The sequence below is a fragment of the Chelativorans salis genome (assembly GCF_025336525.1).
In the GTDB taxonomy this organism is placed as follows: Bacteria; Pseudomonadota; Alphaproteobacteria; order Rhizobiales; family Rhizobiaceae; genus Chelativorans; species Chelativorans salis.
In genome coordinates, this window is the sequence record NZ_JAOCZP010000001.1 from 342,207 (window position 1) to 357,910 (window position 15,704).

The 15,704-nt window shown below is 58.9% G+C and carries 11 protein-coding genes and 3 pseudogenes; 8 read left to right on the plus strand and 6 right to left on the minus strand.

The window, feature by feature from the left end; all coding sequences use genetic code 11:
- Nucleotides 1-851: 851 nt before the first annotated feature.
- Nucleotides 852-1,061, minus strand: coding sequence for a hypothetical protein (locus N5A92_RS01685; protein WP_260900085.1), 210 nt, complete (start codon nt 1,059-1,061; stop codon nt 852-854).
- 139 nt (nt 1,062-1,200) lie between these two features.
- On the opposite strand from N5A92_RS01685, the gene N5A92_RS01690 reads away from it, so the two are divergent.
- The 4 genes from N5A92_RS01690 to N5A92_RS01705 are packed head-to-tail and all read left to right on the plus strand — an operon-like array spanning nt 1,201 to nt 2,882.
- Complete coding sequence (locus tag N5A92_RS01690; protein WP_260900086.1) at nt 1,201-1,800, plus strand: winged helix-turn-helix domain-containing protein; 600 nt, start codon at nt 1,201-1,203, stop codon at nt 1,798-1,800.
- A complete protein-coding gene (locus N5A92_RS01695; RefSeq protein ID WP_260900087.1) occupies nt 1,787-2,176 on the plus strand; it encodes a hypothetical protein in 390 nt (129 codons plus the stop codon). Before N5A92_RS01690 ends, N5A92_RS01695 begins: the two co-directional genes overlap by 14 nt.
- Nucleotides 2,177-2,190: 14 nt before the next feature.
- The gene (locus tag N5A92_RS01700) at nt 2,191-2,559 is read left to right on the plus strand and encodes a tetratricopeptide repeat protein (protein WP_260900088.1); all 369 of its coding nucleotides are present in this window, start codon (nt 2,191-2,193) and stop codon (nt 2,557-2,559) included.
- The gene (locus N5A92_RS01705; protein ID WP_260900089.1) at nt 2,517-2,882 is read left to right on the plus strand and encodes a tetratricopeptide repeat protein; all 366 of its coding nucleotides are present in this window, start codon (nt 2,517-2,519) and stop codon (nt 2,880-2,882) included. Before N5A92_RS01700 ends, N5A92_RS01705 begins: the two co-directional genes overlap by 43 nt.
- A gap of 1,002 nt (nt 2,883-3,884) precedes the next feature.
- On the opposite strand, the pseudogene N5A92_RS01710 reads toward N5A92_RS01705, so the two are convergent.
- The 4 genes and pseudogenes from N5A92_RS01710 to arsC all read right to left on the minus strand — a co-directional run.
- A pseudogene (locus N5A92_RS01710) lies at nt 3,885-4,089 on the minus strand (transposase); the annotation flags it as partial.
- A gap of 295 nt (nt 4,090-4,384) precedes the next feature.
- Complete coding sequence (locus N5A92_RS01715) at nt 4,385-11,050, minus strand: YopT-type cysteine protease domain-containing protein (RefSeq protein WP_260900090.1); 6,666 nt, start codon at nt 11,048-11,050, stop codon at nt 4,385-4,387.
- A gap of 198 nt (nt 11,051-11,248) precedes the next feature.
- Nucleotides 11,249-11,431: a hypothetical protein gene (locus N5A92_RS01720; protein ID WP_260900091.1), complete on the minus strand. Its 183-nt coding sequence runs from the start codon at nt 11,429-11,431 to the stop codon at nt 11,249-11,251.
- A gap of 119 nt (nt 11,432-11,550) precedes the next feature.
- Nucleotides 11,551-11,974, minus strand: a pseudogene (arsC, locus tag N5A92_RS01725) (arsenate reductase (glutaredoxin)).
- 300 nt (nt 11,975-12,274) lie between these two features.
- On the opposite strand from arsC, the pseudogene N5A92_RS01730 reads away from it, so the two are divergent.
- Nucleotides 12,275-12,394 (plus strand): annotated as a pseudogene (locus tag N5A92_RS01730) (GMC oxidoreductase); the annotation flags it as partial.
- A gap of 17 nt (nt 12,395-12,411) precedes the next feature.
- Here the strand turns inward: N5A92_RS01730 and N5A92_RS01735 are convergent.
- Nucleotides 12,412-13,314, minus strand: coding sequence for a LysR family transcriptional regulator (locus N5A92_RS01735; protein WP_260900092.1), 903 nt, complete (start codon nt 13,312-13,314; stop codon nt 12,412-12,414).
- 117 nt (nt 13,315-13,431) lie between these two features.
- On the opposite strand from N5A92_RS01735, the gene N5A92_RS01740 reads away from it, so the two are divergent.
- Genes N5A92_RS01740 through N5A92_RS01750 form a run of 3 tightly spaced genes read left to right on the plus strand, consistent with a single transcriptional unit; the run spans nt 13,432 to nt 15,577 of the window.
- Entirely contained in the window at nt 13,432-14,037 is a 606-nt protein-coding gene (locus N5A92_RS01740) for a DsbA family protein (protein WP_260900093.1), read from the plus strand.
- A gap of 28 nt (nt 14,038-14,065) precedes the next feature.
- On the plus strand, nt 14,066-14,686 hold the full coding sequence (locus N5A92_RS01745) for an NAD(P)-dependent oxidoreductase (protein ID WP_260900094.1): 621 nt from the start codon (nt 14,066-14,068) through the stop codon (nt 14,684-14,686).
- A 24-nt stretch (nt 14,687-14,710) separates the two neighbouring features.
- A complete protein-coding gene (locus N5A92_RS01750; RefSeq protein ID WP_260900095.1) occupies nt 14,711-15,577 on the plus strand; it encodes an MBL fold metallo-hydrolase in 867 nt (288 codons plus the stop codon).
- Nucleotides 15,578-15,704: the final 127 nt, after the last annotated feature.

Sequence of the window (15,704 nt, forward strand, 5' to 3'; positions counted from 1 at the left end):
GGCATCAGCGATGCCACTTCTCTACTCGGCGCCTTGAAGTCAAACGCTTGTCGAGCTTTGGGGCCGGCACCATCGTTACTCGACCAATTCGTGACCTCACTACCAACCAATCAGAGGGCGACTTCGACTAGGGAAAGCGGGCATACCGCGCAAAGAAACAAGCTCACAAGAACCTGAGCGAGTTGAGGTTGCCCGGCTGGCCTAGAAGGGAGGCGGTTGAGTGTTTTCGGAGCGGGCGGCCGGAGCGACGCCCGGCCACTTTGATCGATAGCTGGCTGCGGTTCAAAGTCAAGAAGTCGATCAGCATCGCGTTGAAGGTCCCGCTTGCGCCGGTCCGGGATGCTTGACACCCATGATTTCCCGCTGAGGCGTGTCACCTATTCTCCGCAAATTCCTTGCGGTCGCCAATCGGTGACCGGCGTTGCAGCCGGCCTGGACGAGTCGTGCAAAACCAGCACGAGTGCGCGCCGTTCCTCAAATCCGGTGGCGGTCACCTGCATTGGCACTCCCCCGCGGACGATGACCGGCTCTCCACCAGCCCGGCCAACCATCGTGCTTTCCGGCGTCTCCAAGCAGCTTTCACCCGACAATGTGTGCCAGGCTTCCGGGCCGGACCGTTCAGCAATCCCTGACTTCATGCCAGAACGGAAGGTGGCTTCCATATACTGGGCGGTGAATGCGTCAGCTGGTTCGACCGGTAGCGGTCCTATCTCGGCGACACGCTCGCCACCGCCGGACCGCCAGCCCTGTTCCTCGATGGTCAGGAGCCAAGAATCGCCGAAGGCTTCGGCCGCTACGCTTCGCGGACCAGCGGCCGCTTTGGCGGACGCTAGGTCGGGGAAGGCGTCGATCTACCAGTAGACTTCGCCGGACGGCATTGCCCCGATCTGCTCCCGGGCGATGACATAGCAGCCGAGCGTCCTCTCGCCCCCCTCAGCCACGGGAACGCAACGTCCACCGGTGCCTTCCTCCTGCGCGGCAGCGCCGACAAATCCGGCGACAGGAGCCCAGGCGCCCAATGCCAATGTAGTCGTAATCAATAGTTTCACAGCGGTGCGCATGTCTTCCTCCTCTACGAAAAAGTTCCAGCCGCAATCGTTATGGCGCCGCTCCATCCGGGTCATGTAAACCGGCTGCAAATTGGCTAGAATCCAGCTACAATTATGCTGCCGGCCTTGAGCCGAGCGCACGGGGCGCAAGATGTCTCCACGTTCCACTGCGGGCTATCGTTTCGGGTCCTTCGTCCTCAATCTGGAGCGGCTGTCCCTGCAGGAGGGCGGCTCGGATCGCGAGCTGCGACCCAAGGCATTCGACGTTCTGCGCCTCCTCGTCGAGCAGGCGGGCCGGCTCATCACCAAGGATGATCTCGTCGAGACTGTGTGGCCCGACGTCATCGTCAATGACGATGCGCTTGCACAGTGCATCCGTGACATCCGCAAGGTGCTCGGAGACGAAGGCGATCGCTTCATCAAGACGGTGCCACGACGCGGCTACATGTTCGTGGCCGAGGTGGAGCGCGTGGCAGGCACCTTTCCATCTGGGGGCTGGCCGCTCTCGACTGTTGCGCGCGCTCGCTCCCTGACCTGGGTGTTGGCAGCTCTCGGGTTGTTGCTCGCGCTCGGGCTTGCTACGCTCTGGTTTGTTGATGACGGCTCGCCCGCACGCCCCAACGGCAGCCTTGCCGTCGCGGTTCTTCCCTTCTCTGCCCCGGGCAACGACCAGGCGTATCTCGGCGAGGGTTGGCAGAGACGTGGCTGCGGCGGTGGCGCGTTTCGGGGATTTGACCGTGATCGCCCGTAACTCGAGTTTCCGCTACGGACCCGAGACAGAAGACTTGCGGCAGGTTGGCAGAGATTTGGGCGTGGACCACGTGCTGCGGGGGAGGGTGCGGCGCACGCGCGACCGGCTGCGCGTGACGGCGCAGCTGGTCGATACCCGAAACCTCGCCACGTTGTGGATGGAGCAATACGATCGGCCTCATGTCGAGATGCCGTCGATTCCGGACGAAGTTGCCGGGCGCGTGGCGGTGCAGCTTGTCGGCCACGCCCGCGAAGACGCCGCCAAGCGCCTTCATAGCCACGACGCCGACAGCCTAGAGGCTTACGAACTCGTCTGCGCGGACGGAAGTCGTACCGCACGTTCACGAAGGCAGGCGCGCTCGAAGCTCGAGACCTAGCCGGACGGGCGGTAGTGCTCGACCCTGATTTCGCTGTGGCGTGGGACCTGATGGCACGCACGCTCCTGCAGTTCTATCTCCAGCCCTATGACGAGAGTTGGCGCTTGCGCCCAGTGCTGGAAGAGGCGAGAGACGCGGCATACCGTGCAGTAGCGCTGGAGCCGGACTTCTCGACGGCCCATGCTACTCTCGGCTACGTACTCTTGTGGCTCCGGGAACATGACGCGAGCCTTAAGGCCCTGAGAAAAGCCATCTCCCTCAGCCCGAACGATACGGTCGCATTCGGCATGTATGCCGAGGCGCTCTCGTTTTCCGGCGACCAAGAGGCCGCCATCGCGGCGTGGGACCGCGCGCCGAGCTCGATCCGTTCACGCCTCCTCTGAACCTCGCGCTCAAGGCCAGAAGCTACACTTTTCTTGGCGAGCCAGAGAACGCGCTTGCGCTCGCGCGCTCCTGCACGACGGTAAATCCAAATCTACAGCCGTGCTTCATTCAATTGGCAATCGCCGCGAAGGAAACGGGTCAAGAGGCCGAAGCACGATCCGCAGCCGACAGGGTGATCGAGATCAATCCTGGCTTCAGCATCAGCCGGCAGGTTCAGCTTGTCCCCTTCCGCCGTCCGGAGGACGCCAGCCGATTCGCTGATCTCCTCCGCCGCGCGGGTTTCCTGAATAGATCGATCTCGCAACGAAAGGTTCGCCCGTGATCATGCCCAGTCCCATGGATCGGTTTGCATTTATTTGAGGATGGGAGTCGCCACTTCGCCCCATGGCGTGGCTGGCGGCAGGTTAGCGTCTGTGGCCGCAGTTAATGGGAAGCAGAATGCCGGCTCATGCCGCAACCGCGACCTGGAGCATGGTCACTCGCGATGTCAGCTTCCGAGCGGACGCAAAGTTTGCCCCTACGGCCGACATGGGCCGCAAGCAGACCCGCCTTTTTGCACGCTATTCTACGCCAGAGCCCTCTTGCTCTTTGAAGCGGCTCTACATCATCCGGGACGTGGGCACAGATCGAACCTGCGCGTTCAGAGTGAAAGAACACCCAGCGCAGCGGAAGTGAGAAGCGAACGGACGACACCTGCGCGGCAGCGAAAATCGCCGCCGAAATTACGCCATTGCCACCGTTTTCCCTCACTCCCACTCAATCGTATCTAGCAAGCCCAACATACTGATTTCGCGGATGTTTTGCTCGCGAGAACACGCCGGTACCGGTAGGAATACCGTTACAATGTCAACCTATTGAAATTGCTCACCTATTTGGAACATTCAAATCTCTGTTACATGCTGAAAAGCTCATCGATATGCACCTACTACACGGTTCGGCCGCAGGCTCAAATCGAGGCTCGCAACCATCGATGTCAGCAGGGCCTTTTCCAAGCGGCGGCATAACCGGCCAAGATAGTTCCAGGCTTGCTTTCAACAGCTCGCTCAGCGGATCGGCTTGCCGTTTCCTCCCTGATACGCGCTGCGCGAGCTTACCTGCCATCACGACGTCGCCGGATTTTCCACCTCTTTTGGTGTCGTCGAGATTTCAGCAGGTTTCAGCATGGTAGGACGCGCGATATAAGTTAAGAGACTTGCCGGTGCGAAATATGGGGGCTTTTCGCGTGCTAATACTTCATATTTCCGATAGTCATTTCAAGAAGATCAGAGTCTGTTCCCTACCGAGCCGTCGCCTGATAAAAAGTGCGAAAGATTCTGGACACTACCCGGCAGAACCACCGGAACACCGTGCTTCTTGGTGGAAAGTCGGACGGCAGAAGCCGCAGCCGATACCGCCGCGCATGACATAGAAGATCGTGTTCATGGTCTCGCGCAGCGACCAACGGCGAGGTCGCCCCGTCTTCGCCGCAGCGGCATCATCGGCGCGATCAAATTCCACTCCCGATCCGTCAGGTCGGTTTCGTAGCGCAGGTCTTCCCGGTTATGCTGGCGACGGGTAGCTGGCGTCTACATCAGGCCGTTCGCAACCTCATCACCCCCACCGCCGGTCGCAGAAAATGCCGGTAGTTCGAGGTGTCCACCTTTGTCGTCGTTGCACTCCCATGAAGAACCTGACCTCGTAGCGCATCCTTTGATTCGGACGATAGGCCCCCCATCAAAGTCAAACACCCAGCCTCGGCGGCCTCCGCTCACGGGGGAGGATCGGCTTTACCGATCACCAGCGCCGCAGAGAGCCATGCTCTTGCGGCGCTGGCAGTCGGTTACTCTATGCCGATTGGCTGGCGACCTGCGATCTAATTTCCTCCGACCATTTAGGAGTCTTTTCTACGCTTATGGCAGTGACCCTTTTGATATTCTTGTAGTGTTCATTGATATATTCTTTTACCCAAGTGGAAAGTTCCTCCTTGCTCTTAAATTTAAAGACGCCCCAGTTGGGGTCGAAAAACCGCGGACTTTTTCCCAGTGCCAAGCCGAGAGCGTGGCCACGCCCCTTTCCACGAATTGACAAATAGATGTGGTTGTGACCTTGAACCGCAGCATCTACGATCTCGGAAATTGCGCGCTGGCCGGTACCAGAGAGCACCTTGTTGGCACGCATTCGTCTGCGAGCCAACAGTGACAACCTCGATGCATTATTTGAATACTCTTCTTGAAGATTTGCAAGAAAGTTTGCAAAATTTCTATTTCCATTAATTCCATTTGCAAGAATTTTTTCTGAAAACCCCTCGATTCCCAATCTCTTCTGCAGCCATACGGAAACCCAGGCAGCACACACTCCTCTTGTATATCCATTATATAGATCAGAATACTTACTGCGATTCTGAGTAAATTTTGTAATACTTTTAATATCTGGCTTCACTTCGTTATATGTTGGTATTTTTTCATGAAGATCTAGTAAAGTTTTCGGAATATTCGTGACTTTAAACGCGCCCGCGGCATCAGCGCCCGTGGACGCCGCTCCTTCGCCATTCTCCGATACGGCTCCCATCTCCTGCAATTCGAAGCTCTCTTGCGCCCCCTCGATATCTTCCAGGATGATCGCCTCGCCGACGCTGCCGGCAAAGGACCCGCGCAAAAGCGGAATGCCGGACATCATCAGACCGACACCATTCCCGATCATGCCTGCCATGGCTGCTTGCGCACCCGCCTCATCGCCGCGCTGCTTGGCCTCGAGATAACTCGTGATGCTCTCGCCTTCGCCCCAACTTGCATCGGCGGCGAAAAGGACAGCGCCGAGCTCCGGCCCAGCGGCCGGAAGGAACATGGCGGCGAAGGCCGCGGTGCGCAGCGCATCGTGCCCCACGTTCGTCCAGTCGCCCAGGGCCGCGTCAATGCCGAGATCGATGACATCACCCAGAACGGGGATTTTGGAAGATACCAATTTTGCGAGCTCCAGTCGCTTTTGCTTCAGATGCTCCAGATTGTGCAGTTGATCCTCATCACGGCGGTCTTCAAGCAGGTTCTGGAAATTTGCGACTGCCGTTTTCAATTTGTCGGCGGATTGCTGACCAAGATGCGCCACGAGGTCTTCCACCGCGTTTGGGTTGGCCTTAGCGATCAATGCGTCGCGGCCAGAGCGAAGCACGATCTTCTCCGCTTCCAGCTTACGGAAGGTGATTGCGGATTTCTCTACATATCTTCCATAGTAACTTTCATAGCTTTGCTGGATATCCTCGATATTTCTTGGCAATTCATCGTTGTTTGAATCTCCAAAGATATCCACAGTGAATAGCCTGGTGATATTTTCCGCAAATTGGGCCTCCTTCCCGGGTTCGACTAATTTCCTCAGATCGCCAACCAGGGCCTCTCGCATGCTTTTATTCATCCTTTGAGCAAGTCTCGCGCGCAGATCGTCTCGCTCAAGCAGATCAATCCAACTCGTAATTTGAGGTCTTCTCTCCTCCACCGGGGGAAGTATCGGCCCTGATGATCCCAACGGCCCAACTGATTTGTGCAAGCGCCACACGCTCCGCTCGTCGACCAGCTTATGGCGATGTTCCTTGGCAATGCCGAGCCACTCGCCCAATTCCTCGGCGGCGTATTCAGCCGGGTGCGACCGGCGGAGCAGAAGGAGTTCCTGCTGGGTCTCTATGTTATTGGCCGCATAGTTATAATAGGTCTTGAGCAGTCTTTTGCCCTCGGCCTCCAGCACGGCCTGCGCTTCTTCCAGCGGCAGTTCACCGAGAACGACACTCCGCGCCTTCAGCGAAGAACGGGCTGCCTCGAAGAGCTTGTCGGATTTTCCCACATCACCGCCGGTCGCTCTCAACTCCCGGGTAAGTGCGGCGAAGGTGGCCCGCATGCTGCGCGCACCTTGGTCGGAACTGGGGAAGAGTGCCGTCGGACAGAAGGGGTCGCCGTCCTTCAGGCGGATGTCAGCGAGTTCGGCCGCCATTTGGATGAATTCTATTTCAATGTCTTCGTATTCTTGGGGACGAATGTTCCTTTCAAAAGCCTCCGCAAAGGCGTGCGCCGCCCTGCGGACGTAGTCCTTCAGCGTGCCGTCGTATTCGCCGGAAGCCGGATCTATGACCTTCTCGAAGGAATAATCGTTGTTCAACATATCAAGATCGGAAAGCCAGCCCTGAAACTTGATTCCCCCCCGCCTGCGGATCGCGGTCAGAATCTTCTTCTCCAGGCCCTCATCATTGAAGGTGAAGCGTTGCAGTATCTTGCTGGCGAGTTCATCCCCGTGCCTGCCAATGGTTCCGTAATCCTTGGCGTCCTTCGTTCCCCCCCACCTTTTATTATGTTCGATGACCAGTGGAGGCGCGCCAAAGTTGGGGACCACGTCGACGGCATGTCCTTCGGGAATAAGAGCACGCTCAAGTTGGGTTGGGAGTGGCAGTTCGGCTCCTATCGCCAAGTAATTAAAGGCTCCCCTATCACTTGATGATCCCAATGAAGTCAAATATTCCTCAACATATTTAGCCGTATTATTTACGTAATTAGCAAAAGACTCTCCAATAAATTTCCTTTTTGATGGTTGAAGAATATCGTTTTCGCAATTTCCAATTAATGAATAACGTCGCCATACTGAGAACTTAATTCCTCCCTCTGCACGGATACGATTCAAAATAATATTTCGAACAGAATCATTGAAGCCATTATAAATTTGCAAAACCTTCCGGGACCAGGACGCTGCCACCTCTCTTGCTGACTTGGCCACGTACCCGCTCGTCTGCCGACTTACCTCGATCCTGCTTAGCGGCACGCCATCCAGCAGGGTGTCCAGCCCAGCCGCCGACGGGGCGTGATCCACCTCTCTTCTCCGCTTAGTCTTCGCCCCGGTTGAGCCGCCTAGCACATGCGATTTGTCAGCGCCGCCAGCCGGCCGGCTGATGCCGAACGCGATAAGATCCTCCGGCGGGAAATCCTCAAACTCGTCCTTCACCCGGACGTTCGCCAGTTCGGCTTTCATCGCGATATGCCGGATGTTGACGGTATCGTCGTCCTGGCTGTCCTCGATGTGTTTCCTGAATGCTTCCGCGAAGACTTCAGCCGACTTGCGGATATAGTCCCCTAGGGTTCCGTCAAATTGGCTGGATGCCAGGTCGACATGCATTTCGAAAGAATGGTTGCTGTCTCTTGCCGATGTATCGGCGAGCCAGCCGGAAAACGTGATTCCCTCAGCCTCCCGGATCTTGTCCAGAATATCTCTCTTCAGGCGGGTGTCGTTAAATTCGTAGTGCTGGAGTATCTTGCCGGCCAAGCTGGTGGCATGCGCCTTTACAGCACCATCGTTGGACGGGTCTTCCCAGACCCTGTTGTGCTCGATCGCAAGGGGAGCGCTGCCCAGATCCAGATGCGCCTGCAGGTGATGGCTCAGCGGCGTGTGTGCACGCTCCACATGGCTTGCCAGCGGGAGTGCCGCGCCCACGCCGATGTAGTCCAGACGAATGGCGTCGCCGTGTTGCCTGCGAAGCTGCTCTTCCGCTTTCGCCCCTGCCTCTTTTGCAACGCGGGAAAAATAGGCTTCCAGAGATTCCTTGGATTCCGGCTTTGCGTCGGTTTCCACATGAACCGTCTTGTGGAGGTCGGCCTTGGCGTCGTGAATCCAGAAGGTGAATGTCAGCCTGCCTTTGTCCCGAACATAGCCGAGAACAGCCTGCCTGCCGGCTTCGTTGAGGCTGCTGTACCCGTCGGCTGTCTTCCTGGCCCATGAGGAAGCGGTGTCGGCAAACGCGTCATAGCCGTCCGATACCGCGCGTTCATCCGACCAGCCGCTCGAGGGGCGGCCATACTCGATCATTGTCGTGGGAGAAGATTCGCCAGATTCCGGTGCCGCTTCGCGTATCGCGTTTCCCAGGCGGGCGATCCTGGCACCGTTGGAGATGAGCCAGCCTGCCCGGTTGAGTGTCATGCGGGGACCATAGGATTCTCCCGTCCGTGGATCTGCCTGGGTGTAGAAGCTGCCTTCCGCGCTTTCGTGCTCCCGGAAGAAGCGCAACTGGCCGTCCTCGTTATGGCCGACAGCCAGTTGGACCTCTCCCACATTGATTTCGTTGTTCCTGGTCGACGGAGCGAGATCGGCGAGTTCCACCCGTTCGATGCCGTTGGCGTCCTTCGTGACATTCACGCCCCGCGCAAGCCGCTGGCCTCCGTCATCGGCGGCATCGATCAAGCTGGAGCGCCTCGACGCTTGCTCCAGAAGACCGGCCAATTCCGAATCCGTGGCTCTAAGGCTGTCGATAACGCGCGCGGTGCTCTTCGCGCCGCCGACCGTGATATGCGAGGCAAAGCCGGGCGTCGGGAAGGGCAGCGCGTTTTCCAGGCCGGTTGCGGCGAATTTGAAGAACTGGCCGCCGAACTCGCGGCCGAAGGAGGTGGTGGTGCGCAGGCCGAGCGAGAGGCCTTTGTTCAGGCCCTGTCGGAGCGCTGTCCTGAGCATGGTGGACAAGCCGGTCGTGGCTGCATTGAAGCCGATTTGCAGGGCCTTGAAGCCTTCGCCTACGAAGGGGATGAAAGAAGCGATATCGAGGATGCCGCTCAAGATGGCGGCGCCGAGATCCCCCTTTTGAATCGCCACGATCATCGATCGGAAGGGAATGAGATCAAGAAGAAAGTTCGTGATCCCCTCGCGGCGGGTCTCGCCAAGAGCATGGTCATGGCACTGAGCAATCTGTACCCCGTAATACTCACGGATCTTGCCCCTGATCTCTGTGCCCGCCCCGCTGAAAATCTCCTTCTTGACCACGCGGTTCTCAGTCATGCTGGAGCCAGAGGTATTCAGAAAGCTCATGTACTTTCTTATTTGCTCGGCGGTGTAGATCGTGCTTGAATTGCTGAAAATCCAATCGTCAACCGACGTATCGGCCGGAATGTTCTGCAGGCCCTTGCCGATATCAGCGAGGGAGAGAAAGCCATAACGGGACCCGGATTCGGGAACGGCGATCTCGACGATCAGCACGCTGTTGCTTGTTTCAACGAAGCTTTCGGAAAGCCTTCCTCTCCTGATGTAAGCGTGGGCTTCAGGTTGGAAAAATGTTATTGTGGCGCCGCTCAGGTCGAGATTGTTATGCTTGGCATAGTTGTCCAGAAGGCGACCGAGAATGGTCTCCATTCCTTCTGAAAATTCGGATTTGTAGGCCGCAAAGCGCTCCTCGAATACCTCCGAAGGGTCCCGCAACTCGTTGTGGCCCGGGAGATAGCCGTTCTCGAAATAGGATTCGGCGAGCGTGCCCTCTGCCCAGGCTAGTCCATGCGCCGAGGGTACGGGATATTTGACCGGCTGGTCTGGATCGAGGCCATGTTCCCGGAGGATGGTTGCGGCGAGTTCCCTGCGGGTTGGCATCTCTTGCGAGATGTCATCCAGGGCGCTGGCGAACGCAAAATCTTCCGAAAAAACATCCTCAGCCACCTTTGGGAGAATTTGTTCCACCTCCTCCCTGTTCTGTTCGGTGATCTCCTGCCCATCGAACTCGCCCTTGGCTCGGGCGATCAGGGCGAGGAGCTTGGTGGTCCGATAAGTGGCGGCATCGTCGGCGGTGGAGCCCCCGTCGCCCTCCGCCTGTGCCGTTTCCCCGTCATCCGCCGGACCGGTGGCCGTGGCGGCGCGGCCGAGAGCCAGGAGCTGGTCGACGGACAGCTGCGCCGGATCGAGACCCGTGCCTTCGGCATATTCGATGCCGATCCACAGCCGCGCCCATTCCAGGCTGCCGTATAGGATCGCGTCCGATGGCTCGGGCAGGTACAGCGTCGGATCGTTGATCAGGACGGGCGCGAGCTGGTCCGCCATGAGAGCGGCCCCACCGCCGAGCTTGCCTGCAAGGATGGAGCCGACCCTTTCTTTGACCGCCGCCGCAGCCTCGGCGATGGTCATCTCGTTAGCGCCGTGCAGCACCTCACCGTCCGTGGTGACGCCATTCGCGACGCCGGTGGTCGGCGTGGCAAGCTCGGCCTTCCAGTCGACGTCGCCGGTCAGGGCGAGCAGCAACTGCTCTACGAGCGCCTTCTTCAGGGCCGGGGCGACATCGTCTTCGCCTTCCTTGCTGCCATAGAGGCCGGCCGCACCGGCCAGCCGGCGCATCAGCGCGTTGTCGTTCAGATTCGGGAACGCGGTCATATGCTCGAGCACTTGGTCATCACTGAGGTCCCTATCGCCGAACTGCTCGCGCATGTAGGACACGAACACGCCGCGCAGCTTCCCTGCGAGTTCCGCCTCGGCCCCACCCACCGCATCGGCCGCTTCCGTCTGCGCGTCGTCGCCTTCCTGCGCCTGCGCCGCCACCGCCCGCTTGCTCCGCGTCTTGGTGATACTGGCGTGGACATCTCCCAGGCGGCTCAAAGAGGCGTGCATCGACGGCTCGGGAGAGGACATGGCAGCTTCGACATCCGAATTCGGAAACGGTCTCTGCTCAACGCCAAAGACACGCTCGGAGCGATGCGGTGTATATGCATTGCTTTTGAAATTCGGTTCGTTATCGAGCATAATAGTTCTCTTCAAATTTCTCAGTTAAAAAATGAACTCTAAACAATGAAATACTCATGTCAACGCTTATAAAAGTATTAATTATATAACGATAATGAGAGTTCTTTATATAGAAGAGCCGAGCTTACCATTGTAAACACGCTAAAGTCACCGACGAAGTGGTAAGCGGGTTGAAAGTATCCTACCGGAAGGAAGGATTTAAGGGTTGCTCGCGTCGGTTCTGCGAGTCCGTGTCGAACTGCTCATGAATGGCGGGCGATGCGCCTGACGAGGATCATGACCGCTGCTGCGTAGAGCGAACAGCGCCGCGGGATCGATCGGCCGGAACTGCTCTTCGACGAGGGTGGGGAAATTATCCATCAGGTAGACGGAGTCGGTCATACGCATTCTCCCGGGCGAGCACATGGGCGGCACCCGTCGTCATATTTCGATCTTGTTCGAAATATGAATAGCGATGCCGGGGGAGACTCAGTCAAGGCTATTTCGAACTAACCCGAAATTCAGCGGACACGCCGGCCGTTCGCACCGATGACGATCTCGCCGTCATCCTTCGTGAAGGGGCCGATGTCCGGATTGGGCAGGATGTCCAACACGGTCTCGAAAGGCCGGCACAACTTCGTGCGCAACGGTGTTTTGATGTTCGGCCGGTTGATCAGGATCGGATGATCGAGCATGAAGTCGACGAGTTCCTCGTCCGACCATTTGGGATCGTCGAGCCCAAGTTCGTCATAGGTGCGTGCCCTTCCTGCGCAGGAGATCGCGCGGCGTGTCCCCCATCGCGGTGATCAGTTCCTTCAGCCGCTCCCTGGAAGGGGGCGTCTTCAAATACTCGATCACTTCCGGCTCATCGCCGGACTGGCGGATCATCGCCAACGTGTTGCGCGAAGTGCCGCAATCGGGGTTGTGATAGATGGTGATGGTCACGACCGCCTCCTGCCTATTTTTGGCTGCGGGGTTTCAGCATTGGCTTCCATTCTGCGGAGGCACGTCCCGACGATCAAACCGAGCATTGCTGCGGGAATGCCAAGCATTGCGGTCAAGACGTGGATCGAGATGCCGCCAGCCTCGCATTGCAATGCCAAGCCCGCACCCAGCAACACGGGGATGCTGAAGAACCCGTACCACGGCGCGATCCACGATATGCCGATCCAAGCGCAGCACGGGCCCAGGCGAAAGGCCAGTCGTTTCAAGACCCTTCCAGAAGATCCGCTGGATCTTGAACTTGTCAGGAACCTGCGGGTCTGCGATGCGTCGGTCATGCCGAAACTCGTGAGCGGCAATACCAATGCCCCCCCCACCATCATGATCGCCGAACGTTGCGCGGAATTCATGCTTCAAGGGTAAGCTGGGCAGGCGCGCACTCACGCGCGGTCCTTCGCCAGCCGCGCGATCAGAAGGTCGGTGAACTTGCGTGTTGCGGCCGGTCTGAACCGCAGGGGCGGGAAGACCGCATAGATGCCGCCTGTGGGCAGCGTCCAGTCTTCCAGCACGCGTTCCAGCTCGCCGGTTTCCAGTTGCGGCTCGACGGCGAAATCCGGGACGATGCAGAAGCCGCCGCCGGATTTTGCCATCGCCGTGATTGCCAGTGTGACACAAGCACCCAACCGTGGTTCGAATTCCACATTGACCGGCGCCTTTACGGCATGTTCGAAGGTCCAGCGGGTTGGGGTGGCCAGCGCCTGATGCTCGATGAAGGGCATGTCGCACAGGTCTTTGGGATGTTTGGGGCGCCCGAAACTGTCCAGCAGAGCTGGGGCCGCCACCGGGATCTGGCGAAACTCTCCCAGTTTACGAGCGATATTCGAAGAGTCATCCAGCCAGCCAACGCGCAGCCCGATGTCATACCGGCTGCGCACCGGGTCCAGCTTGGTATCGGTCAGATCGAGATGGGGTGTCACCTGTGGATAGGCCCGGTTGAAGCTCACCAGCGCCTGGGCCACATAGGCCACACCGAAATCCAGCGGGGCGGTGATGCGCAGATCGCCCGAGGGTTCACTGGTCCCCAGCTTGACGGAATCGAACGCTTCCTTTGCCCGTTCAACCGTGGTCTTGGCGGCTTCGTAAAATTGCTGCCCCGCATCGGTCAGGCTCAGGTGGCGCGGGTTGCGCACGACCAGAGCGGTGCCAAGGTCTTCCTCCAGCTGCAACAGCTGCTTGCTCACCACGGCTTTTGAAATGCGCATGCGCCTGGCGGCGGCGGTTATGGTGCCCTCCTCGGCAATGGCGACGAAATACTCCATCCGGTTCAGATTGTATTTTTGCATATCATCATCTTTTGGCTGACACAGTATCAAAATCTAATGTCTTTAGCTGACAATAAGCAAGCGCTACCTACGCCCTGTGAGATCGAAAGGTCGCATCACGGAACTGGATGCAAGCCAATGACGCAGTTTACCTACATCTACGACACCTATTGCGGCTGGTGCTACGGCGCTTCGAACGTCATCGGTGCGCTGATCGACAGTGGCGCCGAAGTGCAACTGATGCATCGCCATCTGTTCCAGGGGCCGAACGCCCATCGGATGGCGGACGGTTTCGGGCAAACGGCGCTGCAGTACGACCGCAGGATTGCCGGCCTGACCGGCATGGAGTTCAGCCAGCGCTACGCCGACAACGTGCTGTTGAATGCCGAGGAAATCCTGGATTCCAGCAAGACGGCTCAGGCGGCAGCCCTTGTCCATGACAAGGGCGCGAAAGCCGAATTCGCCCTGGCAAAAGCGCTTCAGAAGGCACGCTATGTGGATGGCAAGCCCGCGGTGGATGAGCAGCCCGTCTATGAGGCCCTGAAAGCCGCCGGCGTGACCGAGGAGCTGAGTGGCGGCAAAGCGCGCGCCGCGGAAATCAGCAGCGAGGCCGCCCGAATCCTGTCCCGGGTCGGCGCCCGGGGCGTGCCGGCACTGCTGATGCACAAGGATGGCCAGACCCGCGTGATCTCTGTCGCGGATTACTACGACAACCCCGCTGCCGTCACCGCACTGGCAGCCTGAAACAACCCTCAACCCAAGGAAACCGGATATGAAACTCCTCATCATCGGCGCAACCGGCATGGTCGGCTCGCGCATCACCGCCGAAGCGCTCGACCGTGGCCATGAGGTCATCGCCGCGACACGCAACCCCGACCAGATCGAGCCCCGTCACGGGCTGACCGCCATGGCGCTGGATGTGGCGAATGTGGAGGTGCTGTCCAAGGCCACCGCGAATGTCGACGCCGTGAACGCCGCCGTCAGCCCCCGCAACACCGGCGACGCCAAGACCGAAGCCCTGGCCTATGCCGAAAACCTGATCGATGGCGTGGGCGATACCCGTCTTCTGCTCGTGGGCGGTGCCGGCTCGCTGAACCTGCCGGACGGCACACCCGTCGCCGAGGTTGTCCCCGACCAGTATCGCAGCGAGGCCCAGGCCATGCGGGCCGCCTTTGAAGAGATCGCAGCCAGCGACATCGACTTCACCGTTCTCGCGCCGGCCGGCCTGATCCAGCCCGGCGAGCGCACCGGGGCCTTCCGCCTCGGCGGTCGCACCCTTTTGACTGATGCCGAAGGCAACAGCCAGATCAGCGCGGAAGACTATGCGGTCGCCATGCTGAACGAGGCAGAAAACCCGGCACATCAGCGCCAGATCTTCACCGCCGCCTACTGAAGTCCCCCCTGGAAGGAGAACCCCATGAAAACGTTCCTGACCACCATATCGGCCTTGGCGCTGACATCGGGCGCCGCATTGGCCGCCGATCTCAAGATCACCGCCTACAACCCGGGCGCAGACAGCCTGTTTGCCGTCACTTCAAGCCTGATCGAGGGTCCGACCGAAGTGATCCTTGTCGACGCCCAGTTCGAAAAGGACGACGCGCAGGACCTGGTCAAGATGATCCAGGATAGCGGCAAGACGCTGATCACCGTTTATATCAGCCACAAGGACCCGGACTTCTATTTCGGGCTAGATGAGATCAAGGCCAACTTCCCCGATGTCAAAATCGTTGCCACGCCGGAAAGTGTGAAGGGCATCGAAGCCACTATCGAGCTCAAGAACGAATTCTGGGGCCCGATCCTGGGCGACAATGCCCCGGGTGAGTTGATCGTCCCCGATGTGCTGGAAGGCGATACGCTGACGGTCGATGGCGAACCGGTCAATATCGTCGGTCTGGACGGCCACGATCCGGCGCATACCTTCCTCTGGGTGCCTGCCGCCAAGACCGTGCTGGGGGGTGTCTCGGTTTTCGAGAACCTGCATGTTTGGACGGCCGACAGCCAGACGCTGGAAAGCCGCGACGCATGGCGTGCAACGCTGGACCAGATGCTGGAACTGAACCCCGAGCGCCTGATCCCCGGCCACTACATGGGTAAGAGCGCCGAAGACACCAGCAGCCTCTACTTCACCCGGGAATACCTGCGCGCCTTCGAGGCCGCTTCGGCCGCCGCCGACAATTCGGCAGAACTGATCGCGGCCCTGAACGAAGTCTACCCGGATTTCGCCAATGCCGACACTCTCGAAATCAGCGCTCAGGTTGCCGAAGGCGAGCGCTCCTGGCCGTAAAGGTCAACAACCAACGCAGGGCGCGGCATCTGCGGCGCCCTCGATGCCAAAGCTTGTCGGATCCTCCCCCCGGGTCAGGATCCGACAAGGCCTCGTGACATCTCGATCCAGTTGTCGACCAGTCGGT